The 26352-nt window shown below is 63.0% G+C and carries 21 protein-coding genes and 2 tRNA genes; 10 read left to right on the top strand and 13 right to left on the bottom strand.

Going from position 1 to position 26352, the window contains the following annotated elements:
* Window positions 1-4 precede the first annotated feature (4 nt).
* From ptsP to QQK63_RS12590, 3 genes are all read left to right on the top strand, one after another.
* On the top strand, window positions 5-2248 hold the full coding sequence (gene ptsP, locus QQK63_RS12600; RefSeq protein ID WP_277824052.1) for a phosphoenolpyruvate--protein phosphotransferase: 2244 nt from the start codon (window positions 5-7) through the stop codon (window positions 2246-2248).
* Between the two features lie 96 nt (window positions 2249-2344).
* Window positions 2345-3616, top strand: a complete 1272-nt coding sequence (locus QQK63_RS12595; protein WP_336618794.1) for a SulP family inorganic anion transporter — start codon at window positions 2345-2347, stop codon at window positions 3614-3616.
* 67 nt (window positions 3617-3683) lie between these two features.
* Complete coding sequence (locus QQK63_RS12590) at window positions 3684-5297, top strand: GMC family oxidoreductase (RefSeq protein ID WP_277824054.1); 1614 nt, start codon at window positions 3684-3686, stop codon at window positions 5295-5297.
* Window positions 5298-5372: 75 nt separating this feature from the next.
* Here the strand turns inward: QQK63_RS12590 and QQK63_RS12585 are convergent, their stop codons facing one another.
* Window positions 5373-5849, bottom strand: coding sequence for a GNAT family N-acetyltransferase (locus QQK63_RS12585; protein ID WP_277824056.1), 477 nt, complete (start codon window positions 5847-5849; stop codon window positions 5373-5375).
* A 79-nt stretch (window positions 5850-5928) separates the two neighbouring features.
* Between QQK63_RS12585 and QQK63_RS12580 the strand changes: the two genes are divergently transcribed.
* From QQK63_RS12580 to QQK63_RS12560, 5 genes are all read left to right on the top strand, one after another.
* On the top strand, window positions 5929-6534 hold the full coding sequence (locus QQK63_RS12580) for a flavin reductase family protein (RefSeq protein ID WP_277824058.1): 606 nt from the start codon (window positions 5929-5931) through the stop codon (window positions 6532-6534).
* A 125-nt stretch (window positions 6535-6659) separates the two neighbouring features.
* Window positions 6660-7529 carry an S-methyl-5'-thioadenosine phosphorylase gene (locus tag QQK63_RS12575; RefSeq protein ID WP_277824060.1) on the top strand — a complete coding sequence of 290 codons (870 nt, stop codon included), beginning with the start codon at window positions 6660-6662 and terminating at the stop codon, window positions 7527-7529.
* 7 nt (window positions 7530-7536) lie between these two features.
* Window positions 7537-8430, top strand: coding sequence for an alpha/beta hydrolase family protein (locus QQK63_RS12570; RefSeq protein WP_277824062.1), 894 nt, complete (start codon window positions 7537-7539; stop codon window positions 8428-8430).
* 112 nt (window positions 8431-8542) lie between these two features.
* The gene (locus tag QQK63_RS12565; protein WP_277824064.1) at window positions 8543-9190 is read left to right on the top strand and encodes a DUF2927 domain-containing protein; all 648 of its coding nucleotides are present in this window, start codon (window positions 8543-8545) and stop codon (window positions 9188-9190) included.
* Window positions 9191-9219: 29 nt separating this feature from the next.
* Window positions 9220-9759 carry an adenine phosphoribosyltransferase gene (locus QQK63_RS12560; protein WP_277824066.1) on the top strand — a complete coding sequence of 180 codons (540 nt, stop codon included), beginning with the start codon at window positions 9220-9222 and terminating at the stop codon, window positions 9757-9759.
* Here QQK63_RS12560 and QQK63_RS12555 read toward each other — a convergent pair.
* Entirely contained in the window at window positions 9744-10523 is a 780-nt protein-coding gene (locus QQK63_RS12555) for a hypothetical protein (RefSeq protein ID WP_277824068.1), read from the bottom strand. The genes QQK63_RS12560 and QQK63_RS12555 overlap by 16 nt on opposite strands.
* Before the next feature lie 146 nt (window positions 10524-10669).
* Between QQK63_RS12555 and QQK63_RS12550 the strand changes: the two genes are divergently transcribed.
* Window positions 10670-10755 (top strand) — tRNA-Leu (locus tag QQK63_RS12550).
* Between the two features lie 158 nt (window positions 10756-10913).
* On the opposite strand, the gene QQK63_RS12545 is transcribed toward QQK63_RS12550, so the two are convergent.
* The 5 genes from QQK63_RS12545 to QQK63_RS12525 form a co-directional block, all read right to left on the bottom strand.
* A complete protein-coding gene (locus QQK63_RS12545) occupies window positions 10914-11237 on the bottom strand; it encodes a DUF6280 family protein (protein ID WP_277824070.1) in 324 nt (107 codons plus the stop codon).
* 257 nt (window positions 11238-11494) lie between these two features.
* Window positions 11495-12352, bottom strand: a complete 858-nt coding sequence (locus tag QQK63_RS12540) for a rhomboid family intramembrane serine protease (protein WP_277824072.1) — start codon at window positions 12350-12352, stop codon at window positions 11495-11497.
* Window positions 12353-12415: 63 nt separating this feature from the next.
* Window positions 12416-13684: a hypothetical protein gene (locus QQK63_RS12535; RefSeq protein WP_284283220.1), complete on the bottom strand. Its 1269-nt coding sequence runs from the start codon at window positions 13682-13684 to the stop codon at window positions 12416-12418.
* 171 nt (window positions 13685-13855) lie between these two features.
* Window positions 13856-15241: a TolC family outer membrane protein gene (locus QQK63_RS12530; protein ID WP_277824076.1), complete on the bottom strand. Its 1386-nt coding sequence runs from the start codon at window positions 15239-15241 to the stop codon at window positions 13856-13858.
* A 74-nt stretch (window positions 15242-15315) separates the two neighbouring features.
* Entirely contained in the window at window positions 15316-15969 is a 654-nt protein-coding gene (locus QQK63_RS12525) for a protein-L-isoaspartate O-methyltransferase family protein (protein ID WP_277824078.1), read from the bottom strand.
* A 151-nt stretch (window positions 15970-16120) separates the two neighbouring features.
* On the opposite strand from QQK63_RS12525, the gene QQK63_RS12520 reads away from it, so the two are divergent.
* A tRNA-Cys gene (locus tag QQK63_RS12520) sits at window positions 16121-16194 on the top strand.
* Window positions 16195-16281: 87 nt separating this feature from the next.
* Here the strand turns inward: QQK63_RS12520 and QQK63_RS12515 are convergent.
* From QQK63_RS12515 to QQK63_RS12490, 6 genes are all read right to left on the bottom strand, one after another.
* On the bottom strand, window positions 16282-17313 hold the full coding sequence (locus QQK63_RS12515) for a tyrosine-type recombinase/integrase (RefSeq protein WP_277824080.1): 1032 nt from the start codon (window positions 17311-17313) through the stop codon (window positions 16282-16284).
* 589 nt (window positions 17314-17902) lie between these two features.
* Window positions 17903-18619, bottom strand: coding sequence for a M48 family metallopeptidase (locus QQK63_RS12510; RefSeq protein ID WP_277824082.1), 717 nt, complete (start codon window positions 18617-18619; stop codon window positions 17903-17905).
* Entirely contained in the window at window positions 18616-21846 is a 3231-nt protein-coding gene (locus QQK63_RS12505; protein WP_277824084.1) for a type I restriction endonuclease subunit R, read from the bottom strand. Before QQK63_RS12505 ends, QQK63_RS12510 begins: the two co-directional genes overlap by 4 nt.
* Window positions 21843-23555, bottom strand: a complete 1713-nt coding sequence (locus tag QQK63_RS12500) for a DUF6119 family protein (protein WP_277824085.1) — start codon at window positions 23553-23555, stop codon at window positions 21843-21845. Before QQK63_RS12500 ends, QQK63_RS12505 begins: the two co-directional genes overlap by 4 nt.
* Window positions 23552-24811 (bottom strand): restriction endonuclease subunit S, encoded by a 1260-nt coding sequence (locus tag QQK63_RS12495; RefSeq protein WP_277824087.1) that lies wholly within the window; start codon window positions 24809-24811, stop codon window positions 23552-23554. The genes QQK63_RS12500 and QQK63_RS12495 overlap by 4 nt, the downstream gene beginning before the upstream one ends.
* A complete protein-coding gene (locus QQK63_RS12490) occupies window positions 24804-26324 on the bottom strand; it encodes a type I restriction-modification system subunit M (protein ID WP_277824089.1) in 1521 nt (506 codons plus the stop codon). The genes QQK63_RS12495 and QQK63_RS12490 overlap by 8 nt, the downstream gene beginning before the upstream one ends.
* Window positions 26325-26352 lie beyond the last annotated feature (28 nt).

Genomic DNA, 26352 nt, shown 5'->3' with positions numbered 1-26352 from the left:
GGTGATGGCACAAGGGACCGAAACCGAAAGCCGCAAGCTGCTGAGCCGCTTGCAGGCCGTCATGGCGGATGCCAGCGCCGGGCAGGAACGGCTCGACCGCATCACACGCCTGATCGCGGATTCGATGGGCACGGAAGTGTGCTCCATTTACCTGCTGCGCGATTCCGACACGTTGGAACTTTGCGCCACGCAAGGCCTCGCGCCCGAGGCCGTCCATGTCACCCGGATGCGGATTGGCGAAGGATTGGTGGGCCGTGTCGCCCGCGCCGCCCAGCCGATCAACACAGCCAACGCACCCGCCGAACGCGGCTTCCGCTACATGCCCGAGACGGGCGAAGAACGCTATTCCAGCTTCCTCGGCGTGCCGATACAGCGCCTCGGCGAACGGCTGGGCGTGCTGGTCGTGCAATCCAAGGATGCGCGCGAATATTCCGACGACGAGGTCTATGCCCTCGAGGTCGTCGCCATGGTTCTGGCCGAGATGACCGAGCTTGGCGCCTTCATCGGTGAGGGCGCGGCGCTTGCGGAACGCCACAAGAGCCAGGCGATGTTCCGCGGCGCCTGCGCACAGGAAGGCACGGCCATGGGCCATGTCTGGCTGCATGAACCCCGCGTGGTCGTGACCCGCCCCGTCGCCGACGACCCGGAAGCGGAACTGGCCCGCCTGCGCGGCGCGGTAGACCAGTTGCGCCTCGACATCGACGACATGCTGACCCGCGCGCCGCTGGCCGATGGCGAACAGCGCGAAGTGCTCGAAGCCTACCGGATGTTCGCCCATTCCCGCGGCTGGATGCGCCGCATGGAAGAGGATATCGCCCGCGGCCTGTCCGCCGAAGCGGCGGTGGAAAAGGAACAATCGACCGCGCGGGCGCGGATGGAAACCGTGGCCGACGCCTATATGCGCGACCGGCTGCACGATCTCGACGACCTGTCGAACCGGCTCCTGCGGCGGCTGACGGGACAAGGCAAGGACACCGGCGCCGAATTGCCCGCCGACCCGGTTCTGGTCGCCCGCAACATCGGGCCCGCCGAATTGCTCGATTACGGGCGACGCCTGCGCGGTGTCGTGCTCGAGGAGGGCTCGGTCGGCAGCCATGCCGCCATCGTCGCCCGCGCACTGGCCATTCCGTTGGTGATCCATGCGCGCCCCATTCTGACCGAGGCGTTGAACGGCGATGCGATCCTCGTCGATGGCGATCAGGGCATCGTCCACCTGCGCCCCGAGGAAAATGTCGCCGCCGCCTTCCGCGACAAGCTTGCGATGCAGGCCGAGGCGCAGGAGCGCTACGCCTCGATCCGCGACAAACCGGCCGAGGCGCTGTGCGGCACGGTGGTCTCGCTTCAGATGAACGCAGGGCTGATGGCCGATCTGCCCTCGCTGCCCTCATCAGGGGCCGAAGGCGTGGGGCTTTTCCGGACCGAATTGCAATTCCTGACCCGCAACAAGGTGCCGCGCAGGGGCGAACTGGCCGCGCTTTATGCTCGTGTCATGGAGGCCGCGGGGGCCAAGCGCGTGGTTTTCCGCACCCTCGACATCGGGTCGGACAAGGTGCTTCCCTACATGAAGCCGACCGAGGAACCGAACCCCGCGCTTGGCTGGCGCGCGATCCGGGTGGGTCTCGACAAGCCGGGCGTGATGCGGATGCAGCTGCAGGCGCTGATCCGCGCGGCCAATGGTCGGCCGCTGTCGGTGATGTTCCCCTTCGTCGCGCAGCTCGAGGAATACACGCAGGCGCGCGATCACCTCTTGCGCGAGATGGACCGCGAGGCCGCACTGGGCCACACCCTGCCCGAGACGCTGGAAATCGGCGCGATGCTGGAAACCCCCAGCCTCGCCTTCGCGCCGCGCCGTTTCTTCGAGGAGTGCGATTTCATCTCGATCGGCGGGAATGACCTGAAACAATTCTTCTTTGCCGCCGACCGCGAGAACGAGCGCGTGCGCCGCCGCTACGACACGCTCAACGTCAGCTTCCTGACCTTTCTCGAACAGATCGTACACCGCTGCGGCGACACCGACACGCCGCTCAGCTTCTGTGGCGAGGATGCGGGCCGCCCGGTCGAAGCCCTGTGTTTCGCCGCCATCGGCCTGCGCACCCTGTCGATGCGCCCGGCCTCCATCGGACCGGTCAAGTCGCTGATCCGCCGCGTCGACCTGCGCGAGGCGCGGGCGGTGATCAACGAGGCCCGCGCCAGCGGCGCACAATCCGTGCGGCCCGCCGTGATGGACTGGCTCAAGCGTCAGGGCTGAGCGCCCCTTGCACCCGCTACCGGCGCGGCGCAAGGATAGGCTACGGGCGGTGATCCCGGGGGACGGCCCCGGAACGACGCTCCGCGAACGTGCCTCATGCTGACGCCCAAGATCCTGACCACGCTCCCCCAGAGCACGCCCAAAAGCGTGCTGGCCGATCTCGTCGCCGGCGTGACCGTGGCCATGGTCGCCCTGCCCCTCAGCCTTGCCATCGCCATCGCGTCCGGCGCGGCCCCCGAAACGGGGTTGGTGACGGCCATCGTTGCGGGCTTCCTGATCTCGGCGCTTGGCGGCAGCCGGGTCCAGATCGGCGGCCCCACCGGGGCTTTCATCGTGGTGGTTCATGGCGTCATCGCCACCCATGGGTTCGACGGTCTGGTGCTTGCGACACTGATGGCGGGGGTGATCCTGATCATCGGCGGCCTGCTGAAGGCGGGCAACCTGATCCGGCTGGTCCCTGAACCGGTGATCAACGGTTTCACCATCGGCATCGCGGCGATCATCGCGCTCAGCCAGCTGCCCGATGCAATGGGCATCAAGCTGCCCGAGGGCACGCCCGCCGATGCGCTAGACCGCATCCCCGCGATCTGGGAGGCGCGGGCAAGTTTCGATTGGCCGAGCTTTGCCATAGGTCTTGGCGCGATCCTCGGTATCATCGCGTTGCGCCGCCTCTTTCCACGCTTTCCGGGCCTGATCGTGGCCGTCGGCGCGGTGTCGGTCGTTGTCGCGCTCCTGAACCTGCCGGTCGACACGCTGGGTTCCCGTTTCGGGATGCTCCCCGACCGGCTGCCCCTGCCCCGATTGCCCGAGATCACGCTGGCGCGACTGATAGATCTTCTGCCCTCGGCGCTCATCATCGCCTTTCTTGCGGGGATCGAATCGCTTTTGTCGGCCATGGTTGCCGACCGGATGGTGGACGGGCGCCACCGCCCCAATGCCGAAATCCTTGCGCAGGGCGTGGCCAATGTCGGCTCGGCCCTGATGGGGGGCTTGCCTGCCACCGGGGCCATCGCGCGCACCGCGACCAATGTGCGGGCGGGCGGGCGCACGCCGCTTGCGGGCATCTTTCACGCGGTGGTGATCCTTGCCGTGATGATGCTGGCGGCCCCGCTTGCCGGCTATCTCGCCATGCCGGCGCTGGCGGGGCTTTTGTTGGTCACGGCTTGGAACATGTCGGAACCTCAGCATTGGCGCGGCTACCTGACCTCGGGCCGCGTATCGGACCGGATCTTGCTTCTCCTGACCATGATACTGACCGTTCTGGCCGATCTGACGGTCGCCATCGGGGTGGGCGTGGCATTGGGCCTTGCGCTCCGGCTTGCCCGCCGCGACGTGCCGCCCGCGGACTGGACGCCGCCCGACAGGTAGCGGTAGACCGGTGCGCGGGAATGGTGCGGGGATGGTGGGCAGGATTGCCCACCCTACGGGGGCAGGCATGATCACGCAGGATTTCGGCGAGTGGGACGTGGTGATCGTCGGCGCGGGCTCGGCGGGCTGCGTGCTGGCCAATCGCCTGTCCGCAGATCCAGAATGCCGGGTCCTGCTGCTCGAGGCCGGCGGCAGCGACAACCGTCTTTGGGTCCATGTGCCGGTCGGCTACCTCTACGCCATGGGCGATCCGAGCCTCGACTGGTGCCTCAAGACCGAAGCCGAGCCGGGCCTGAACGGACGCGCGCTGAACTATCCGCGCGGCAAGGTTCTTGGCGGCTGCTCCTCCATCAACGGCATGATCTACATGCGCGGGCAGGCGCGCGACTATGATCTTTGGCGACAGATGGGCAATACCGGCTGGGGCTGGGACGACGTGCTGCCCTACTTCAAGCGCTCCGAGGCCTATCACGGCGGCGGTGACGACACCCATGGTGACAGCGGCGAATTGCGCGTCGAACGCCAGCGGCTGAACTGGCCCATCCTCGACGCCGTGGCCGAGGCGGCCGAGGAACTGGGCATCCCCCGCAGCCCCGATTTCAACCGCGGCGACAACGAGGGCGCGGGCTATTTCGAGGTGAACCAGAAACGCGGCCTGCGCTGGAACGCGCGCAAGGCGTTTCTCGATCCGGTGCGCCGCCGCCCCAACCTTCGCATCGTCACCGGGGCCGAGGTGCGGCACCTCTCCTTCGACGGCAAGCGCGCAACCGGGGTCATCTTCGTCCAGGACGGGGCGGCCCATCACGCGCGCGCAGGCGGCGAGGTTGTGCTGGCGGCAGGCGCCATCGGCACGCCGAAGATTCTCGAATTGTCCGGCATCGGGCGGCCCGACATCCTGCGCCCCCTAGGCATCGAGATGCGGCACGACAGCTCCGGCGTGGGCGAAAACCTTGCCGACCACCTTCAGATCCGCACGATCTTTCGCATCACGGGCGCGCGCACGCTCAACGACACCTATGCCAGCCTCCTCGGCAAGCTGAAGATCGGCCTCGACTACGCGCTGACCCGCTCCGGCCCCTTGGCGATGGCCCCCTCGCAACTTGGGATCTTCACCCGCTCCTCCTCCGAGCATGAGACACCCAATATCGAATACCATGTCCAGCCGCTCTCGCTCGAGGCCTTTGGCCAGCCGCTGCATCCCTTCCCGGCGCTCACCGTCTCGGTCTGCAACTTGCGGCCGGAAAGCCGCGGCTCGGTGCATGTCACACAGGCAGACCCGGCCGCCCCACCCGCGATCCGACCCGGCTACCTGACCGCCCCCGCCGATCAGCGCGTGGCCGTCGACTCGATCCGCCACGCCCGCCGCCTGATGGCGACGCGCCGGATGGCGGAATTCGCGCCGACCGAGATCAAGCCGGGCCCCGAGGTGGATGGCGAGGCGGCACTCCTGAAAGCGGCGGGCGACATCGCCACGACGATCTTTCACCCGGTCTCGACCGCGCGGATGGGCCCCGACCCCGGCGCGGTGGTCAGCCCCGACCTGACCGTGAACGGGATCGGCGGTCTGTCCATCGCCGATGCCTCGGTCATGCCGTCCATTCCCAGCGGCAACACCCATGCACCCGTGACGATGATCGCGGAAAAAGCGGCCGAGATGATCGCGGCGCGCCTTCGCGGCTGACGCGGCAAAACTGCAGTTTTGCCCGACGAAAAACTGCAGTTTTTCGTCACGGAAAACGCGCGTTTTCCGCCGCCCTCACCGCGTCCAGCGCGTAACCTTGCCCGTGACGCCTGCCCAATGGCCGATGCCCAGAACCCGGTCCGGGTTCGTCGGCGGCGGCATCTCCACGCCCTCGAGCTTTACGAAACCGAAGCGGCGGTAATAGGGCTCATCCCCCACCAGCATGATGCGCGGCCAGCGGTCTTCCTCTGCCCGCTTCATCCCTTCGCGCATCAAAAGCCCGCCCAATCCCTCGCCCTGCCGCGTCGGGTGAACCGCCACGGGGCCGAGCAAAAGCGCCTCGGCCCGCCCAACGCGCACCGGCCAGAAGCGGATCGCGCCCGCAAGGATGCCGTCGGGATCGCGCGCCACAAGGCAAAGCCGCGCCACCGGCGGCACAGCTTCGCGCAAACGGTAAGACGACAGCGCCTCGCGCCCCGGCGCGAAACATGTGTCGTAAAGCGCCTCCACTTCCCAGCGGTCCGCCGATGTTTCCTGCTCCAGCCGATACATGCCCGCCGTGCCCTGCCTCTGGCCCTTGGCCTAGCATGCCGCTAGGTCTGGCACAAACCCGAGCAAGGAGATGCCGCCCATGTTCTATCGCCCCGCCGATGGCCACGGCCTGCCCCACAACCCGTTCAACGCCATCGTGACGCCCCGGCCCATCGGCTGGATCTCCACCCGGGGCGCGGACGGCTCGGAAAACCTGGCACCCTATTCCTTCTTCAACGCGGTCGCCTATGTGCCGCCCCAGGTCATGTTCGCCTCGACCTCGGCCAAGGAGGATCGCGGCGACACCAAGGACAGCGTCGCCAACATCCGCGAGACGGGCGTCTTTTGCGTGAACGTGGTGGAATACGCGATGCGCGACGCGATGAACCGCACCTCGGGCCCGTGGCCCAAGGAGACGGATGAATTCGCGCTGGCTGGCATCGACCGGGTCGATTGCGAAACCATCCCCTGCTCGCGCGTGGCAGGCGCACCCGCATCGCTCGAATGCCGGCTGACGCAGATCGTGCGGCTGGAGGGTGAGGCGAATTTCGCCGTCTTCGGGGAAGTCACGGGCATCCACATGCGCGACGATTGCCTGAAGGACGGGGAATTCGACGTCCTGTCCTTCAACCCGCTGACGCGCATGGGCTATCGCGATTACGCCGTGATCCGCGAGAAATTCAGCCTGAAGCGGCCCGGAGAATGACGGCGCGCGGGCGGCGCAGGCCGGGCTGACCGTATTTGGGGGAAGATGAAGGGGACAGGGCTTGCTGTGCGCCCCTCGGGATGCTTGGCTGAGGCGCGCGGCGGTTGGCACGAAAGGGCAAGGCGATGCAGACCATGATCGGGGTGATCGGCGGATCGGGCGTCTACCAGATCGACGGACTGGAAGAGGCCCAATGGGTCGAGGTGCAAAGCCCCTTCGGCGCGCCCTCGGATGCGGTGCTGACCGGGCGGCTCGGCGGCGTGCCCATGGCGTTTTTGCCGCGCCACGGGCGCGGGCATGTGCATAGCCCGACCTCCGTTCCCTACAGGGCCAATATCGATGCGCTGAAGCGTCTGGGCGTGACCGACGTGATTTGCGTCTCCGCCTGCGGCTCCTTCCGCGAGGAGATGGCGCCGGGCGATTTCGTGATCGTCGACCAATTCATCGACCGCACCTTCGCGCGCGAAAAGTCGTTTTTCGGGCCCGGCCTTGTCGCCCATGTCTCGGTCGCCCACCCGACCTGTCCCCGGCTGGGCGCGGCCTGTGCGCAAGCGGCCCGCGCCGAAGGCATCACCGTGCATGAGGGCGGCACCTATCTGGCGATGGAAGGGCCGCAGTTCTCGACCCTGGCCGAATCGAAGCTCTACCGCGAGGTCTGGGACTGCGACGTGATCGGCATGACCAACATGCCCGAGGCGAAACTCGCCCGCGAGGCGGAGCTGTGCTACGCCTCCGTCGCCATGATCACCGATTACGACAGCTGGCATCCCGACCACGGCAGCGTCGACATCAGCGACATCATCCGCGTCCTGAGCGGCAATGCCGACAAGGCCCGCGCGCTGGTCGCACGCCTGCCGGACCTGCTGAGTGCGGACCGCGCGCCCTGTCCGCATGGGTGCGACCGGGCGCTGGATCATGCCATCCTGACCGCCCCGGACCGGCGCGACCCTGCGATGGTGGCGCAACTGTCGGCTGTGGCGGGCCGCGTGTTGTGACAGTGCGATGCTGAATGCCGCGCGTCTGTGGCAGCTTCTGGGCCAGCCGGGCGGCACGACCGACAGGGCGCGGGGCGACCCCGGCGCAGGCGTGGAACTGGGCGCGCACAGGCTGCACCGCTTTATCCTGACCATCGGCAGCACGCAGATCCCCGCGATCTACCTCCGCCCGACCGGAGCAGGGCCTTATCCTGCCGTTCTCTACTGCCATGCCCATGGCAACCGCTACGAGATCGGGGCCGAGGAACTGGTGCTCGGCCGTCCTGCCCTGCACGGCCCCTATGGCCCGGCGCTGGCCGATCTGGGCGTCGCAAGCCTGGCCATAGACCTCGCCCCCTTCGGCGGACGGCAGGACGAGGGGCCCGAGGCGGCGCTGGTCAAGGCCGCGCTCTGGCAGGGTCGGCCGCTGATGGGGCGGATGCTGGCGGACTTGCACGCCGCCTTTCGCTGGCTGGAAGCGCGCCCCGAGGTGGACGCGGCGCGCATCGCCACGCTGGGCCTGTCGATGGGCGGCACCCATGCCTATTGGCTTGCGGCGCTCGAGCCGCGCATCGCGGCCTGCGCGCATCTGTGTGTCCTTGGCGATATGGCACCTCTGATCGCCACGGGCGCGCATGACCTGCACGGGCCCTACATGACCGTGCCGGGCCTTCTGACCGAAGGCGACATGGGCGATGTCGCGGCCCTTGTCGCGCCACGCCCGCACTTCGTGGCCTTGGGCCAAACGGACCCGCTGACGCCGCCAGAGGCGTACGATCCCGCGGTGGCGCGGCTGACGCAGGCCTATGCCAATGCGCCGGACCGGCTGCACCTGCACCTTTCGCCCCGGACGGGCCATGTGGAAACGCCCGAGATGCGGCACGAGGCGCTGGCCTTTCTCGCCCGTCACCTGGTCGGCTGATCCGCTCCGCCCGCGATCTTCGCGCAACAGCCAGCCAACCCCTTGGCGCGACCCGCTTGCGCGCGGGCACGGCTTGCCGTCACCTGTCGCCATGCGTAACGGGCTTATCCTTGTGACCGGCCTCACCCTTGCCGCCACGGCGGTCGAGGCGCAGGAATTCGTGCCCTTGCCCGGCTTGGTCTCGGATCACGATTTCTACCGCCTCGTCGCCTGCGGGGCCGAACCGGGCGGGCCCTGCACCAAACCGATGATCCGCTGGCCCGAGGCGCGGCGGGGCGAGATGCGCGTGGGCATCGCTGCTGTCGCCACGACCTTTCCCTCCTACAAGTTCGACCTCATCGACCGCGCCATCGATGCCGCCATCGACCAGATCAACGCCTCGGGCGCGGATCTGCATCTGACCCGCGCCTACGAAGGCGATCTGGACGTGCCGCTGTTCCTCGTCGACACGCCGCAGGGCGGCAGGATCTCGGGCACGAGCCTGCCCGATCTCGACGGAGCCGACATGGCGATTGCCCGCGTCGCGCTCCGCTCGCGCGGGGAGGATATCGTTTCGGCCGCCATCGCCATCAGCCAGGACATCAACCGGCGCGAGATCGCCTCGGTCGTGCTCGAGGAACTGGTGCAGGCGATGGGCCTGCCGACGGATGTCGACAGCCCGTCCTATGGCACTTCGATCTTCGCCGAATACAGCAATTCCACCGTCTGGCTGCGCGGTCAGGATGCCGCCGCGCTGCGGCTCCACTATCCGCGCCCCTGAACGCGCCCACAAGAAGGACAAGATCCCCGATGACCGCCCACAAAACCGTTCAGGATTACATCCGCACGATCCCCGATTTCCCGCATGAGGGGATCCTGTTCCGCGATGTCACGACCCTGTTTCAGGACGCGCGCGGATTCCGGCTTGCGGTCGATCAATTGCTCTCGCCCTATGTCGGCGCCCGTATCGACCGCGTGGCGGGGCTGGAGGCGCGGGGCTTCATCCTCGGCGGCGCAGTGGCGCACCAGCTGTCCAAGGGTTTCGTGCCAATCCGCAAAAAGGGCAAACTGCCCGCGCGCACCATCGAACAGGACTATGAACTGGAATACGGCCGCGCCACGGTGGAAATCCACGATGATGCGCTGGAGCCGGGCGAAAAGGTCCTGATCGTCGACGATCTTCTGGCCACGGGCGGCACCGCCGAGGCGGGCATCCGGCTGGTCGAACGGCTCGGGGCCGAGGTGGTGGGCTGCGCCTTCGTGATCGACCTGCCGGATCTGGGCGGCCGCAAGCGGATCGAGGCGATGGGCGTGCCCGTCCACGCGATCTGCGCCTACGAAGGGCTCTGACCCCCGCCGAGGCAGTCGAGGATCACATCGAGCGTCACCTGCGGTCCGCCGATGACCTGCCCGTCCACAACGACGGAATAGACCGCATCGGGCCGGACGGCGCGGGCGCGCAGGTCGCAGGCCTCTGTCGGGCGGTCGTGTCGCGCGGGGATGCGCAGCGCCGACAGGGCGCCCAACATCCGCCGCGCCCGGTCTTCCAGCGCGCCGCATTCGCCGGTGGTCTGGATCACCACGCCCGGCCCCAGCGCCATGGCCCGCCTGTCCCAGTCGTCCGGCAGGTGCGGCAGGGCCAGGGGGCCTTGCAGGATACGCCCGATCAGCCGCACGCCACAGGGCCCCTCGTCCAGCGTGAGCCAGCCGCGACCAGGCGCAACCTCGGGCGCGATCAGGCCCGGTCCCCGCCCGATCAGGGCCAGAACTGCCCCAAGCCCGTAATAACGCGCGAATCCTTCCGCGACGGACCACAGCCGCGCCGCGCCGTCGCGGGCCACCAGATCCGGCGCGATCCGCAGATCTTGCACCACTAGCGCGCGGTCCGCTCCCTCGATCGGACGCCACGCCAGCTTGCCGGGCTGAAAGATCACCAGACCTGTCGCAGGCTGTCTGAGCAGCCGGATCTGCAAACCCTCGGAAAATCGCGCCATCAGCCAGTCGCGGTCCATCGGCGCGTGACCGGCGGGCAGATCGGCATCGACCCGCGCAAAGGCGCTGCGCTCGAACGTCGGCGGGGAAACCGTTACCGTATCGCGTCCGTGGTGGGGCATGGCACCTCTCCTGGCCATCCGGGGCTGCGCGTCCGGGTCCAGAATGCGGCAAAGCCGCCGCCGCCGCCTTGATCTGTCGCAAGGTCGCGCGACAGGTCGCCGCCCGATTGCCAAGCCTGCGCCAAGCCGCTAGCCATGCGCCCGATGCGGGCGTGATGGAATGGTAGACATATCGGACTTAAAATCCGTGGGCCTTTGTGCCGTGGGGGTTCAAGTCCCCCCGCCCGCACCAATCAGACCAGATGCCGGACCGCGCCGGGCGCGTCGCGGCGATCATTCGCCCCGGTAGATGCCCAAGGGCGGGCACAGCCCGGCTGAGCGATATTCTTGAGTGCGAAAAAGAAAACGCGCCCCGGAGGGCGCGTTTTTCTGGTTTTGGTCCGATCCGCCTCAGGCGGCTTCGGCCTCGGCGTCGGCCTGATGGCGGCGTTCGCTCTCTTCCCGGCTCAGTGCGACCGACGTCCGGACGCCCTGCGCAACGAAGGCCATCAGGCCCTTCACCACGCGCTCGTTGGGGTCGATGCCGGCGCAGCTCAGCACTTCACGGCCGTCGCGCGACCGTGCCCAGCGGGCGATCTGCTCGGGGCCATTGCCGTATTTCTTGTCATCCGCGATCGCATCATCAAGCGCGGCAAGCACCACGGCGGCAAAAAGCTTGCGCGCGCGTTGGCCTTGTTCGAAGTTGAAGGCAGTGCCATCAACGAAATCCCGCATTTCGTCGTCCTTTTTTGCTCTTGCGTTTCCGGCGTGAGGACCCTTCTGCCCGATCTGTGTGCGATTCTGTGATGCGATTATCACAACCTTGCTATGCGTTCTGCGCATGGCTTGATCGGGAAGTACACAGATTCCAGTAGGTTTTCGATCCCCAGAGCGCCAGATATAGGCGCTGCCTCACGTTCATCAAGATTTTGTTAATGTTTTGCCACAATTGGGCACAGCAAATCCTCTTGCGTCGGCCAAAAACGGCGTTCTCAGTCCCGACCGCCCGACCAGGGCGTGCGCGGCCCACGGCGGCTGCCACTGCGTGGGATACGCGACAGGTCGGCCAATGGCCGGGTCGAGGCCCGATCGCTGCGCACCTGCCGAACACGGGGAATGGGGCTGCGGCGGCTGCGCTCCATGACATATTCCACCTCGTCATGCGGCGGCTTGCCATGCCAGTGCGCCCAATAGTCGGGGCCACCGCGCCGCAGCCATGCGGGCAGCACCAGCAGCACACCGGCCACGAAGCCGCCCGCATGCGCCCAATAGGCCACGCCGCCGCCCGCCACATCCATCGACAGGCCGTTGACCAGCTGCAACCCGAACCACAGGCCCAGCATCAGCCAAGCGGGAATGGTGAAAACCCGGATCAGGAAGACGATGATCACCAGCACGTCGATCCGCGCGCGCGGGAAAAACAGCAGATAGGCCCCCATCACCCCGGCAATCGCCCCCGAGGCACCGACCATCGGCACGGTGGATCCCGGCCCCGCGATGATCTGTCCCGCCGCCGCCGCCACGCCCGAGGCGAGGTAGAAGCCCAGAAACGTCACATGCCCCAGCAGATCCTCGAGATTGTCGCCGAAGATGTAGAGGAACAACATGTTCCCGATCAGGTGCATCCAACCGCCGTGCAGGAACATCGAGGTGATGACGGTATGCCCGTCCTGCCCCCGCAACACCTCGGCGGGCACCAGCGCCCAATCCGCGTAGAACCCCATCAGCAGCCGCTCCGAGCCTGACAGGGCCGGATAATAGCTTAGGAAGATCAGCACGTTCAGAACGATGAGGCCCCAAGTGACAAAGGGGGGCCGGTTCGACGGGTTATGATCGCGCAGCGGGAACATGGATCCTACCTTGGACCGGCGCGGCCACGGGTCAAGGGTGGGCGCACATTGCGGCCGCCCACCTCACTCCAGATCCTGCGCGGCAAGGGCCAGCCTGACCTCGCGGCGGACCATCTTGCGCACGTTGCGCGTGATCCGCTGCCCTAGAACGCCCTGCAATTCCTCGCGCACCACCTCGGCCACGATCTGGCGCAAGGTCTCCTCGTCCAAGATCCCATCCTCGGCCTCGGGAAAGGTGAAGGGCTGCGGCTCGTCGCCCAGATCCTCGACATCCGGATCGTCGTCCTGATCCTCGACATGCGGCTCGCCATCGCCATGCTCAGCGGGCTGAGCCTCGTGACGGCCCTCGGCGGAAGGTGCTTCGGTGCGTTCCTCGGCGGGCGGAGCGTCGTTACGCTCCTCGGCGACAGGCGCCCCGGATGGCGCATCGGTATTTGTGGTGGCCGCGCGATCTACGGCAACAGGGCGCAACACCACCCGGCGCGGCGCCAAGGGAACCTTGGCCCCGGTGCGCTTGGCCCCGGTGCTTTTGGCCTCGTCCACCGGGTCCTCCCCGATCGCCGTTTCGTCGGTCATCGGGCTCTCCCTCCGGTCCGGGTTATCCTGCGCCGCGCCGGTGTTGGCTGCCTCGCCCGCAGGCCGGGCGGTCTTATCCTCGCCCGCAGGCCGGGCGGTCTTATCCTCGCCCGCAGGCCGGGCGGTCTTATCCTCGCCCGCAGGCCGGGCGGCCTTTTCCTCGCCCCCTGCCTCAGCCTCAGCCTCAGCCTCGGCAAAGCCCGTGGCTTCAGTGACCGGCGTGTGACGATCGGCTACCGCGTCCTCGCTCATGCCCGTTCCCGCAGCGACATCCTCGCCGCCGGTCTGACCGCGCACCATCGCCAGATCGCGCAAGGCCCGCGTCGCGCCCGCATCGGGCCAGTTCGTATCGCCGGTTTCAGGCTCGAAGACGGGCTCCTCCGCATCACCCTCAGCCGCCGGCTCGAAGGAGCTTGCATCGGCTGCGGGACCGGGCGGGACCGGCGCCGATTGCTCGGCTATGGCATCCTCGATCGCTTCCTCGGCGCTGCTCTCGATTTCGCCCCAATCCGAAAGACGATCCTCAAGTCCCCAAGCGGGATCCTCGGATGTCGCTTCGGTTGCGGGCGATGCGGATGGCACCGGCGTCCAAGGATCGTCAGGTTCGGTGACGCGCTGCGCTGCCGTCAGCACGAGGCGCGGGGCCGCTGAGGTCGGGGCCGCCACCAGCGGCGCACCCTGCCCCTCGGAGACAAGGCGACGGATCGAGGCCAAAACATCCTCGATCTCGCTCACGGATTTTGCAGGATCCGACATGACCGCTCACTCCTCGACCGGACGAATACCCCGCATGGCGCAGAAGTCACGACCGGAACGCACGTCCCCTCGACCCGGGGGGCTTGCCCCGGACCATAGCCGGAACCGCTTCACCGCACAACGGATAGCTCGCTGTCCCGACTGCCGCGCCCGGGGCCGGATCACGCCGCCTCAGTCGCGCCCGATCGCCTGCAACAGCGTGTCCAAACGGTCTCCCTGCGGCGAGGCGACACGCGGCCGCCCCCCGGGAAAGGCGGTCGAATAGGCGCCCACGTCATATTCCGGCACCGGAAGCTCCAGATGCGCGACCGTCATCAGCCCCGACGCCGCTAGAATCCCATAGGAGGCCGCGTAAAGATCCGATTGCGCCTCAATCCGGCCAATCCGCGCCTCCAGCAGGTCCTGCTCGGCATCCAGCACGTCAAGCGTGGTCCGCGCGCCCAGCGAAGCCTCTTCACGCACACCCTCGAAGGCCAGCTGCGCCGCACGGATCCGCTGATCCGAGGCCTGGATCTGCGCCGTGGCGATGCGCAGCCGCGCATAGGCATTGCCGAGGTTCTGCAAATTGATCAGCACCTGCTGGTTCAGGCCGAACCGCACCGCCTCGACCTGTGCCAGCGCCTGCCGCTCCAGCGAAGCAAGTTGCCCGCCGCGATAGATCGGTTGCGTCAGGGTCAGGCCGATGCTGGCGCTGTTGCCCTCTTGCCGGGCCGTCGGCGCGCTGGTGGTCTCCCCGCGCGACAGGTCGAGCGTGATGTTGGGCCGGGTGGCGCCCCGCGCCTCCTCGACCCCGAATTCCGCCGCCGTCACCTCGAACTGGCGCGCCAGAACGGAGGGATGCACCTGACGGGCCAATTGCTGCGCCGCCTCTTCCGACGCCGGAAGCCGCGGCAGACCGCCCGGATCGGGCAGGCCGTTGGGGTAGCGCCCCACCGCGATGTTGAACAATTCCCGCGCGATCTCCAGCGTGCCTTGGGCGGCGGCCAGGGCCGAGCGTGCCGTGGCCAGCTGCGATTCGGCCTGCGCCACATCGGTGCGCGTATCCTCGCCCACCTCGAACCGGTCGCGCGCCGCGCGGAGCTGCTCGGTCAGGACCCGCACGTTGCGTTCGCGCACGCCCACGATCTGCGCCGCTTCCCAGACCTCCAGATAGGCGGTGACCGCATCCAGCAGCACCTGCTGCTCCAGCGCGACCAGTTGCTGGCGCGCGGCATTGACCGCCGCCTCCGCGCCCTGCCGCGCGGCGATCCGCGACCCGCCTTGGTAGATCGTCAGCTCGCCCAGCAGCCGGAAGGTCGTGGTGGTCGTATCCGCCACCAGATCGCGCGAGGTGGAGGCGACGAAATTGACCGTCGGCAGGAGCGCCGCATAGGCTTGGTTCACGCCCTCGTCTTCGATCCGCAACAGGTAGCGGTTCTGCTCCAGCAGTTGTGAATTGGCATAGGCATCCGCCAAAACCTGCCGCAAGCTGTCGGCATGCGCCGCCCCCGGCAGCATCAGCGCCAGCGCCACCGCCGCGGCGATACCCCGCCCGATCCTCGAAACCCTGCCCATCATCGCCTCACCCCGTCACCTGGCCCCGTTCGGCCGCTCACGGATCCCGCCTGTGGAACCCCGGCGCGTGGCGCGCCTCAAAATACGAAACTCGGTGCCCGCGCAAAGCCCGGCAGCACGGGAGCCGTCGCGTTGAATTCCATCTGCCACGACACCTTGCCACGCGCCTTCACGCCCAGCCGTGCCTCGCCCAGTGCCCCCTGCATGAAGACGGCAACGATACGGCCCCCGTCCTTCAACTGGTCCAAGATAGCCTGCGGAATCTCCTCGACACCGGCAAAGACCGCGATGGCGTCATAGGGGGCGTTGCGGGCCGACCCCTCGACCAGCGGGCCGGTCAGGACGGCGGCATTGTCCGCGCCCTGCGCCAACAGCGCGGCTTCCGCCTCGCGGGCCAGCGCCTCGTCCTCCTCGACCGCGACCACGGCCTCGGCCATCCGCGCCAGAAGCGCGGTGGTATAGCCCGTGCCCGGCCCGATCTCGAGCACCAGATCCTTCGGCGTGACCTCCAGCGCGTTCAGCATCTTGGCGATCGTGCGCGGCTCCATCAACTGACGCCCGCCGCTCAACGAAACGGGGCCGCCGACATAGGCCAGATCGCGCGACGCGGCGGGCACGAAGGCCTCGCGCGGGACGACCAACATGGCGTCGATGACGGTGAAACTGGTCACATCCGACGGACGAACCTGTGTGTCGACCATCGTGCGGCGGCGCTCTGCGAAGTCAGCCATGGGAACTGAACCATTCCGTATAGTTTTCCTGAAAACGTCTTGGCACAGCCCGCCCGGGTGCGCAACGGCGGCGTGGACCTATGCGACGATGAACCCCTATCGCGGCTTGCGCAGTCTCCCCGCTTGGGATACGTCACACGCCACACCCGGCGGCGAGTTGGCGGAGTGGTTACGCACCGGATTGCAAATCCGTGAAGACCGGTTCGATTCCGGTACTCGCCTCCATTATTTTCAACGGGTTAGTGCTGACTGTGTTCATTGGGGTATCACCTCGGGTATCAAGTTCCTGTTCCGGTCATGTTCCGTTCGCCGCTATAGCCGCGCCCATAGCTTCCTTTTCTCCGCCGCCGAAGTCGCACGCATGATCTGACGAGCAAGCCCAGCATATTTGATGATCATCGCTTTAGACGTGTGACCGCTGTAACTAGCGATTTCGTCGTCAGAGCAACCCGACCAAGCCAGCTCCATCACCCCGCGATAGCGCAACGCGTGTTGATCGTAGGCCATCAGGCCAAGCCGCTTGCGTTCGTTGATCATGATACGAGCCATCGCGTGATAATCCATTGCGGAGCCATCGGTGCGAGTGAGGATATGGCGCGACGGATGCGGCTCAAACCCGAGGCAAGCCTTGTGACGGTCCAGCGCTGCCTTCAATTGCGGAGTACATGGCAGTCTCAGGTCAACCTTGGTCTTGTTCTGGCTCAACTCAAGGTGCCAGCCGTCATAGTCACCCCATAGAAACTCGACCCAATCGCCAGGACGCTGGACGCTACCGACGCCGATTTCGAAGATCAGCAGAGGCAAAGCCTTGCCTTCATTTCGCATCTTCTCCACTGCCCAATCCGTCCACGGCAAGTGTGGTTTCTGTCGGCTCTTTGGAACCTTGAGCGGTTCAATGTCGATTGCCGGGTTATCCTTGCGCCAACGCTTGCGGATCGCCAGCTTGGACAACATGCTCACCGCCGTTGGAATGTAGTTTGCAAAACGAATGCGGTGGCGGTTCTTTTCCATTGCATCGTAAATATCGGCTTGACTGAGGCGGGCCACGTCTGCGTCACCGATCTTGTTCCTGAGATACTCGAAAACCAGTTCAAGGTCTTTACGGTACCGCGGAGAAAGGCTGGCCCACTTATCGGTTTCCAGCATATCATCAATAAGTGTGCCCCAAGACGTCTTCGCGGCAGCCCTCTTGCCACTTACGATTTCCCAATACTGTCGATCAAATTCGGCGCTACCTTCGTCTGCTGTGATCCGCCCCAGATAGACCATCTTACGATTTAGGTATTTGCGCACATACCAGCGACCCGCCGGGTGTTGCCAAAGAAATTTCTTGCGGCTTACCATTCTATTAATCCAATTCCCGCTGCCATCCTGCCAGTAACAATCGCTCGAAGTTGCTCCACGTCCCAACGCTCGAGACCTCCGATTGCCATTGGCTTTGGCAGAACGCCTTGCCTCACTAAGGATCGAAATTCTGCAGGCTTCATGTCGAGAAGGAGCGCAGCAGTTCGTTCGTTGGCGAACAAGGGAGTGATTGAGCGCACAGCGTAAGGCCCCAAGTCGTCCTGGCTTCGTCAGATGCACGAGTGTTGCTCCCCAACAAAGTAATCGACAAGGAGGCACTCGACGAAGCCTCGCATGGTTCCATTTGCGAAAATTCGTGAATTTCCGCTGCGAAAATCCATAGGTCAAAGACATAAATTCACCTCGCCGATCAAGGTTCGTTGGCTGCGAGAGGTCACCGAACCCAACGACATGCGATGCGAAAAAAACGAAAAGCCGCCTGTGAAAATTCTGCAGGAATACCAGATTTAATGCTGGAGACAGATACGTTTTTCCCGCGATGCGGCATTTTTGTCACATTTTTACCCATCGAAGCGACTGGCGTCGCGCAAAACTCACCGAGGTCACAAGGGCGTTCTGAACTCTGCGGTCAGGCGAGTTGTCGCTCAAGTCTGAGCTTTCGTTCTTCCCATTCGGGCATCACGTGCGCCAGTAGCCCGAAGAAAGCAGGTCCATGATGGGGATGTGGAATATGGCACAGTTCGTGGGTAATGACATAGTCAATGGACTCCGTGGAGGCCCCGATCAGCGCCCGGTTGAGAATCAAATTGCGCCGCCCTGTCATTGATCCCCACCGCAAATTCAGCTCTCGAATGATAATGCTGTTCGGAACGACCTTCTCGGGGTCTGGAAAGCGCCCTCGACAGATGTCCAAGCGTTCCGCGAATTTGATCTGGGCACGCTGCAACATCCAGTCTCGCACGAGCTCACGGGTGTGGGCGGATCGACTTGGCTTGGTGCTCAAAACCATCAGACGACCGCGCTGCATCTTGACGGCGTTCTGTATCCCAGGGACCACTTTAAGCTTATATTGGCGACCTAAGTACAGGTGGGTCTCGCCACCGATATAACGCCGTTCTGGCGTTTTGGGCTGGAACTGGTCGTAGTAGCGCAGCTGCTTGCAAATCCACGGCGCGCGTTTACGTACCTTTTCTATGATGCGTTCAGAGCTCGCGTCTTCGGGCGCGACAACCTCGACCCGCTGGTCGGGCAAGACGCTTATTGACAGGGTTTTACGAACCCGCCTCACGACAGAAAAACGGATCGTCTCACTGCCGAAGCTTGCCTCAAGAACCTCGGCATTCATCCGGGGAACCTCGCCCGCGCGATATCCATAATCCGCAGCTCGATGTCGTCGAGAAGGTCGAGGGGAATGTCGATGCCCTTCTCGTCGCGCACGACATCGAAGAAGTAGTCGTCGATGGCGTTGCGCATGTTGTTCTGCGCCATCTCGTTCGACCAGACATCGACGATGTGGTGATCCTTGACGATCCCGATGATCGACCGCGCGACATCGGCTGTCACCGTATCCTCAACGCCGCCGTTGATCTCCTTCAGGATAGGCTCAAGGACGCCGAAGACGGCTTGAGCGTCCGTGTCGCCCTTGATGCTTTCGGGCATGTCTCGGCCATGATCACGGCGCGCAACGCGCCCCGCCAAGTCCATGACTGTCTTGAGGTAGTCCTTCTCCGAAATCCGCTTCTCGCGGTAATCGCGGATCGTTTCCGCCAGCATCTCGGAGAACTGCCTGTAGAAGGAAGGGTCTTCCTCCATCTTTTCCGTGATCGTGCGTTTGGTGGCGCTTGCAATGCGGTCTGCCTTGGAAGCGGCGGTCGTGCCTTCTTCTTCGATCACGGCGTTCAGAGCGTCAGGATCGTTGATGTTCACCAGGTCGATGATGACCTCGGCAGGTTTTGCCGTGACATGATCGTCGAGCAACTTTTGAATCTTGGGCTCGAACTCCTTCACATCGACGGTTTCCTGATAGCGTAGCTGAACGGAACGCTTCAGCTCTGAGAAGGCTTTCCAATCTTTCGTGAAGGTGGCGACCGCCGCCTCGTCGAACACGTCATAGAGCTTCTCGGAGGACAGCGAGATGTGCAGGCAGCGACCATAGTCCTTCAGTCGAGAGTAGAAGTCTTCCCGCTTGGCATCATCCGCCAAGAGCTGCTCGAACTGCTCCATGTCCTTCTTGTTGCGAACCTCCTTGAAAACATCCCAGAGCTGGTCGTGCAGCTGCGGCAGCCTGCGGATTTCCTCGCGAATGTCGTGCAGCGATCCGGCAACATCCTCGCCGTCGAAACCTTCGAAAGCGCTGTAGGTTGTAAGCGCTGCGTCGAGCTCGCCAAGCAACCCTTCATAATCGACGATGAAACCGAACTGCTTCTCCTTGTCGTCGTCCTCATAGAGACGGTTCACACGGGCGATGGCTTGAAGAAGATTATGTTCCCGCAACGGCTTGCACACATAGAGCACCGTGTTGCGCGGAGCGTCGAAGCCAGTCAGAAGCTTCGAGACGACAATCAGGATTTCGGGATCGCCTGAACCCTTGAAGGCGTCGATGATCTGGCGATTGTACTCGTCCTCGGTTTTGTGCTTGGCCATCATCTTGTCCCAGAACTTGCGCACCAAGTCCTTGGATTCCTGATCGACCTCCTCGTTCCCTTCCTTGTCGTCAGGGGCGGAGATGATGATCTCGCTCGTCACATGGCCTATTTCGTCGAGAACCTCCTTGAAGCGCACTGCAGCGGCCTTTGAAGGTGCCACCAGTTGCGCCTTGAAACCTGTGCCCTGCCAATACTGGCGGAAGTGCTCTGAGATATCGAACGCCTTAGCGCGGATGGCTTGGCTCGTCTTTGACAAGGCATCCATGCGCGAGAATTTTCGCTTCAGATCAGCTTTCTGCTTTTCCGTCAGCCCCTCGCTGATCTTGTCGAACCATGTATCGACGACATCGCCGCTGACCTGCTGCTCAACCAAGCGCCCTTCGTAGAGCAACGGGACAACAGCTTCGTCCTTCACTGCCTGATCAATCGTATATTTGTGGATCAGCCCCCCAAACGTATCGAGGGTGTTCTTGTCCTTCTTCAAGAGCGGTGTGCCGGTGAAGCCGAGATAACAGGCGTTCGGCAAGATGCGCCGCATCTTCAGGGCGAACTTGCCGTGTCCGCCATAGCGGCCTGTCTGGCTGCGGTGGCTTTCATCGACGAGAACGAAAATGTCAGCGCTGTCGTCCTTGAAGTCGCCCGCCTTCATGGCGGTATCGAACTTGTTGATGATCGTCGTGACCAAAGGCGTGCGGTTCCTGATCAGCTCGATCAGATTTGCCCCCGTGGCTGCTCGCACGGGTTCAAGGTCGCAGGACTTGAACGTCCCCTTGATCTGCTTGTCCAGGTCATCGCGATCCGTGACGATCAGGATACGGGGGTTCTTCACGTCCTTGTCGAGAGCAAGAGCGCGCCCAAGCATCACCATCGTCAGGCTCTTCCCTGAGCCTTGCGTGTGCCAGATCACGCCGCCTTTGCGACGCCCTTCCAGATCGAAACCTTTCAGTCGAGCGAGGGCTATTCTGATGCTGAAAAATTGCTGATGACGGGCGATCTTGCGCACCCCTCCATCGAAAACCGTGAACCGGCGCACAAGGTCGAGAAGGCGTTTTGGGCGGCACATCGCATAGATGGCGCGATCCTGCTCACTGATCGACCTCTCCCCTCCCGCTGCCAGCTCCTCGAAGAAGCCCTGTGCATCGGCCAAGTAACCGGAGAAGACAGCGTTCTTTTCCTCTGCACTCAGCGGGCGATTGATCGCGGCGAAGATATCCGCGTCCTGATCCTCTTCATTGCGCCAAGTTTGCCAAAACTTGCGCGGCGTGCCCACGGTGGCATAGCGAGCTTCCTGCCGCTTCATGCTCATAAGCAGTTGGGCGTAGTGAAAGAGCTGCGGGATGTTGTCTTCGTTCTGATATCCGATCAGCTGGCTGTCGGCTTTCTTGAGCGACTCCGTAGGGCGCTTGTTCTCAATCACGATGAACGGAATGCCGTTCACGAAACAGACGATATCGCAGCGACTTGGCTTGGTACTGGCCGTCCGCTCGACACTCATCTCCGCCGTCACATGGAAGACGTTGTTCTCGGGTGTCTCCCAGTCGATGTACTTGAAGGAATAGCTCTTGCTATCACCTTCAATCGCCTTGGAAATCGTCGTGCCCAGAACCAAGAGATCATAGATGTCCTGGTTCGTGCCCTTCAGCCCCTTGAGTTTGTCAGGGGTCGGCTTGAGGCGGCGTAGCGCCTCGTGAGCGTCTTCCAGATCGAAGGAATAGGTCTTGCCGCGATAGCTGTAGCTGTTGAGCTTCAGCATCTGCTCCACAACGATGTCGTCGAGGATCACGTTGCGGGGTTTCCCCCGCAGCTGATCGACTCTCGCCTGTGACAAGGGCTGGAAGCCTAGCGCCACCAGAGTTTGGATCGCTGGTATCTGTGATTGATACTTTTCTGCGGGGTTGAAACCTTGAGGTGCAGAGTACTGATTCATGCTGCCTCCTCAATCACATCATCGATACCTTCGTCGTCATCATTTCCGCCATCACCATCGCCATCGTCAGAATCTGAAGCAGGCTTTTCAATAAGCTCGATTGCGACTGGAATGCCGAACTGTGCGAGGCGCTCGGCAGCGGCTTGGAAACTTACCTTGCTGAAGAACGGCAAATCGAGAGTCCCGTCTGCATAAGGGGGTCTCATGATGCCATAGACGACACGGTAGTCCTCTCGAACCACTTTTTCGGTACTCTTGGGAAGGTGGACCTCGAAACCGGCCTTGACTGACTTTACCTTGGCGCGAAGCTTCTTTCTGAACTCCTTGTCAGAGACGAAGGCATCCGCACTGACAACGCCCTGCGACCAGAGGTGACTGATCGGTCCGGATGAGTTTCCATCTTTCAGATGGATGAAATCCTTCTTGTCCGAAAAGAAGTCGCAAGGTTCGATATTTGCATATCGCACGTTCTGCGGGTTGATCTTAGTCCGATCCAGCTTGACCAAGTCGTCGCGACTGGCCTCAAGGTGGTCAATTAGTTCTTCCTCGTTTCGGCAGGTGGTCTTGCCAACAATGGTAACCCGCTCAATCGCGTTGAAGGCGGCTTCGATACGGTTCTTGAACGATTTCTCGACTTTGTACCAATCACCAGCGAAGAGGACATAATACTCTTCGCTCGCACCTGTGCCGAGCGTTGTTTCATAAACAAAACAATCATACACACGCCACTTCTCAGAAAACTCGCCTTCGTCATCAGCCTTCGCCTTGACGCGGTGCTTCTCCTTGATTTCGGAGATTTCGCCTTTGAAGGCGCAGCGCTTCAACTCTGCGATATAGTCCTTGATGGAAAGGCTGTGGAAATTTGTGCCGTGGCTTCCAAAACCGTTGTAATGTAGCAGAGACCCCTCAGTGTAATTTACGATTTCTGGGGGCGTCATGTGTAGATCGCTTGCCTTGCCCGCCTTCAGATCCTTGATCGCCTTTTCGATACTCGCGTCTAGCTTCTCGATTGTATCTTTTTCCTCGACTCTCCGCATGTTATCGACCCATGCGAACTCTTTTTGATAGGTCGTTTTGGTGTACTCCGAGATGATCTCCGCGCACTTCTCATGGAACTTGTCCGGTTCCACTCGGCACGTGATCGACAAGCTGTCCTTACCGGCAACGAAACTGGCAAAGGCAGGTTTGCGTGGCGTGCCACCCGCGACTCGGGCGAGATCGCGAAGCATATCAACACCGAAAGCCTGGACATCGCTGTCCTTGCTCGCTTGCACACGTTTCTGAAACGTGACGGCATCTGGTGTTGCCAGATCAATGGATCGAAGCTTGTCTCTCGGAACACTGTTGAGCGTGACCCGCAAGCCGAACTGACGCTCGAAAGCGTGATCGTTCAATGCGATATGGGCATGACCGAAACACACGGCGGCAATGCGATCCGCGACGGGAATGAAGACAACCGCGCCTGCACCGCCTGTGAAGATGCCTTCGGGCAAATCGGGGCTGACTTGCTGCAAAAGATCACGCCAGCGAGGCGGATTAGAGTAAATCTGTCCGATGAACAGCCGTGCTCCGTCGCCCGCGCCCCACGGCCGTTCTTCAAGTGCTCGATCAGCGTCTGGTGCAAATGTCTCAGTGAAGGCGTCTTCAGGCGTACGTCCTTTCCGTAGGAGCCGGACGTTGAGCGTACGCATTTTTGTTTTCTCAGTCATGCCGCCGCCTCTTCATCGTCCGAGACTTCGACACGCCATTCGCCCGTCAGAAGCTTCTGCATCAGGCCGCGCTTCTGGTCGGTCAGGGCTTTGATCTCGGCATCCAGACAGGCCAACTCGGCATGTGAGGCGTTCACGACATCGGCGATTGCCGCTTGCTCGTCAGGGTCCATCGGCAGATGGAGCTTCCCTTCGAGGAACTGCTTGTTGGTCACGGCAATCGTGTTCTTGGCACCCTTCTGCACCAACGGGTGCAGATAATTGCGCGCAGCCAAGGGCGACTCGAAGAGCGCGTCGAGGATGACGCCAAGCGCATAGCTCTGCGGCGTGTAAACGCCATAGAGCGGGGAGACGATGACCTCTCGGTCGATCTTGCTCTGCTTGATGATCCCAAGCGGGAAGTCGCCCGTGGGGCTCTTGGTGTAGACGATATCGCCAGGCAAAACACGGTTGTAGTGATCGGTGCTCGCCGCCGAGAAAGACCGCCCGAGATGCTCGACCTGATTGACCAACCCCTTGTGAACCGAGACGGAGTAAACCTCCTCAGCGCCAGTGGACTTCGAGCCATGCTCGTGCAGAACGTCGCTCAGGGGTACCTTGCACCATTCGCCAGTGAACCCGTGCAGACGCGCCTTGCCCGTGAAGAGATGGGTGCGCAGCCATATACGGCGACGGATATTCAGAGCCCGCAGGGCGCTGAGCTTTTCGAGCGCCTCGTCCCAGGTCCGCAGAATCGCCGCGATCTTCAGTTGCTCGGGAAGCGGAGGAAGTAAAACCTCGACAGTTGCGAGGTCTGGTGCATGAATATGGACAACAGATTGCCCTTTTCCCAAGCGAGCCTTCTGGCGAACCACGGGATCAGAGTTCAAAGCGTGAGCGAGAAAGACAGCGTTTTGACCATGCCCTCTCAAGATGACTGTATCGCCCCCAACCCAAGCCCGCTCCTTTCCCGTGTAAGTTACGACTTTTCCGATTTCCTCAGCAGTTTCCCCTGAAGCCGCAAATACGATATCACCGTGCTCCAAAGCGCAGGCTTGGTCGGCGGCTGAAGGCGATACTTTAGAGACAAGACCCGTGGTTACGGTCTCATACGTTGAGTAGATTTCTCCATATCGCAAACATGGATACCCCTCTTCACAGACGTCAGAACGGGCTATTCCTTTGCCTTTTACGAATACACCGAGCTCGCCAAGCTTAATTTTCGCCCATCCTGTCTTCGGTAATAGTTCTTCGATTGTCAGCTCATGTTCACGCATCAATTCCGAGCTCCTTCAGATAACCCGACATCTTGGCGCGTACGTCTGCTAGCTCGCCCTCGATCCGCACGATGTCCGCCTGCACGGCGGCAACGTCGATCTCTTCCTCCGGCTCGAAGGTGTCGACGTAGCGCGGGATGTTGAGGTTATAACCGTTCTCAGCAATCTCATCGGTGCTGGCGAGGTGGGAATACTTATCAACCTCGGTGCGGGCGCTGTAAGTATCAAGCACCCGTTTGATGTGGGTGTCCTCGTCCATCACGTTCTGGGCTTTGCCAGGCGTGAACTCCTTGCTCGCGTCGATGAAGAGCACGTCCTTGCGATCCGCGTTGGCACCGCCTTCCTCGCGGGAACGGTCGAACACAAGAATGGCGACGGGGATGCCCGTGGTGGTGAAGAGGTTGGCAGGCAGCCCGACAACGGCGTCGAGGAGGTTTTCCTCGATCAGCTGCTGGCGGATTTTGCCCTCTGCCCCGCCCCGGAACAGCACACCATGCGGGACGATCACCGCCACGCGCCCTGACTGGCGCTTGGCGATCTCGATCATGTGCGTGATGAAGGCATAATCACCCTTGGACTTGGGCGGAATGCCCCGCCAGTAGCGGTTGTATTGGTCTGTATCCGCATCATCCGCGCCCCACTTGTCGAGCGAGAACGGAGGGTTGGCGAGAACGACATCGAATTTCTGAAGGTGGTCGCCCTCGATCAGCGCAGGGCTGTTCAGGGTATCACACCATTCGATGCGCGCGGCGTCTCTGGCGTGCAGGAACATGTTCATCCGCGCCAGTGCCCAGGTCGCGCCGTTCACCTCCTGCCCGTAGAGGGCGAAGTTGTTCGAGCCGACCATTTCAGAAGCCTTGATCAACAGCGAGCCAGAGCCACAGGCAGGGTCACAGATCGTGTCGCCTTCCTTTGGTGCGGCGAGTTTCGCCAGCAAGCCCGAGACGGGAGCTGGGGTAAAGAACTCCCCTGCCTTCTTGCCCGCGTCCGAGGCAAAGCGGGAAATCAGGTAGATATAGGTTTCGCCGATGATGTCTTCCTTCACCCGCGACGGGCGCAGGTCGAGGGCAGGCTTGTTGAAGTCTTCGAGGAGGTTCTTCAGGCGGCGGTTGCGATCCTTGGTGCGACCAAGGTTCGATTCCGAGTTGAAGTCGATGTTGCGGAACACGCCTTCGAGCTTGGTGCGGTTCTTGTCTTCGATGTCTTCGAGGGCGATGTTGATCAGCTCGCCGATATTCGGCTCGTTGCGCTGCTCGTAGAGGTCATAGAAGCTTGCGCCTTCGGGCAGGTAGAAGCGCTCGCGCTCCATGCGGCGGCGGATGCGCACATCATCGTCACCATACTGCTTGCGGTAGGTCTCGAAGTGGTCGTTCCAGTTGTCCGTGATATACTTCAAGAACAACATCACCAAGATGTAGTCCTTGTATTGCGCGGGATCGACCGCGCCCCGGAAGGTGTCGCAGGCAGCCCATGCTGCGTTGTTCACTTCCGCCTGTGTCAGTCTATCGTTCATTTTCAAATCCTTTTGCGTCTGATTTAGG

The sequence above is a fragment of the Roseicyclus marinus genome, assembly GCF_030163795.1.
In the GTDB taxonomy this organism is placed as follows: Bacteria; Pseudomonadota; Alphaproteobacteria; order Rhodobacterales; family Rhodobacteraceae; genus Roseicyclus; species Roseicyclus marinus.
This window is presented reverse-complemented; position numbering and strand designations above follow the sequence as displayed.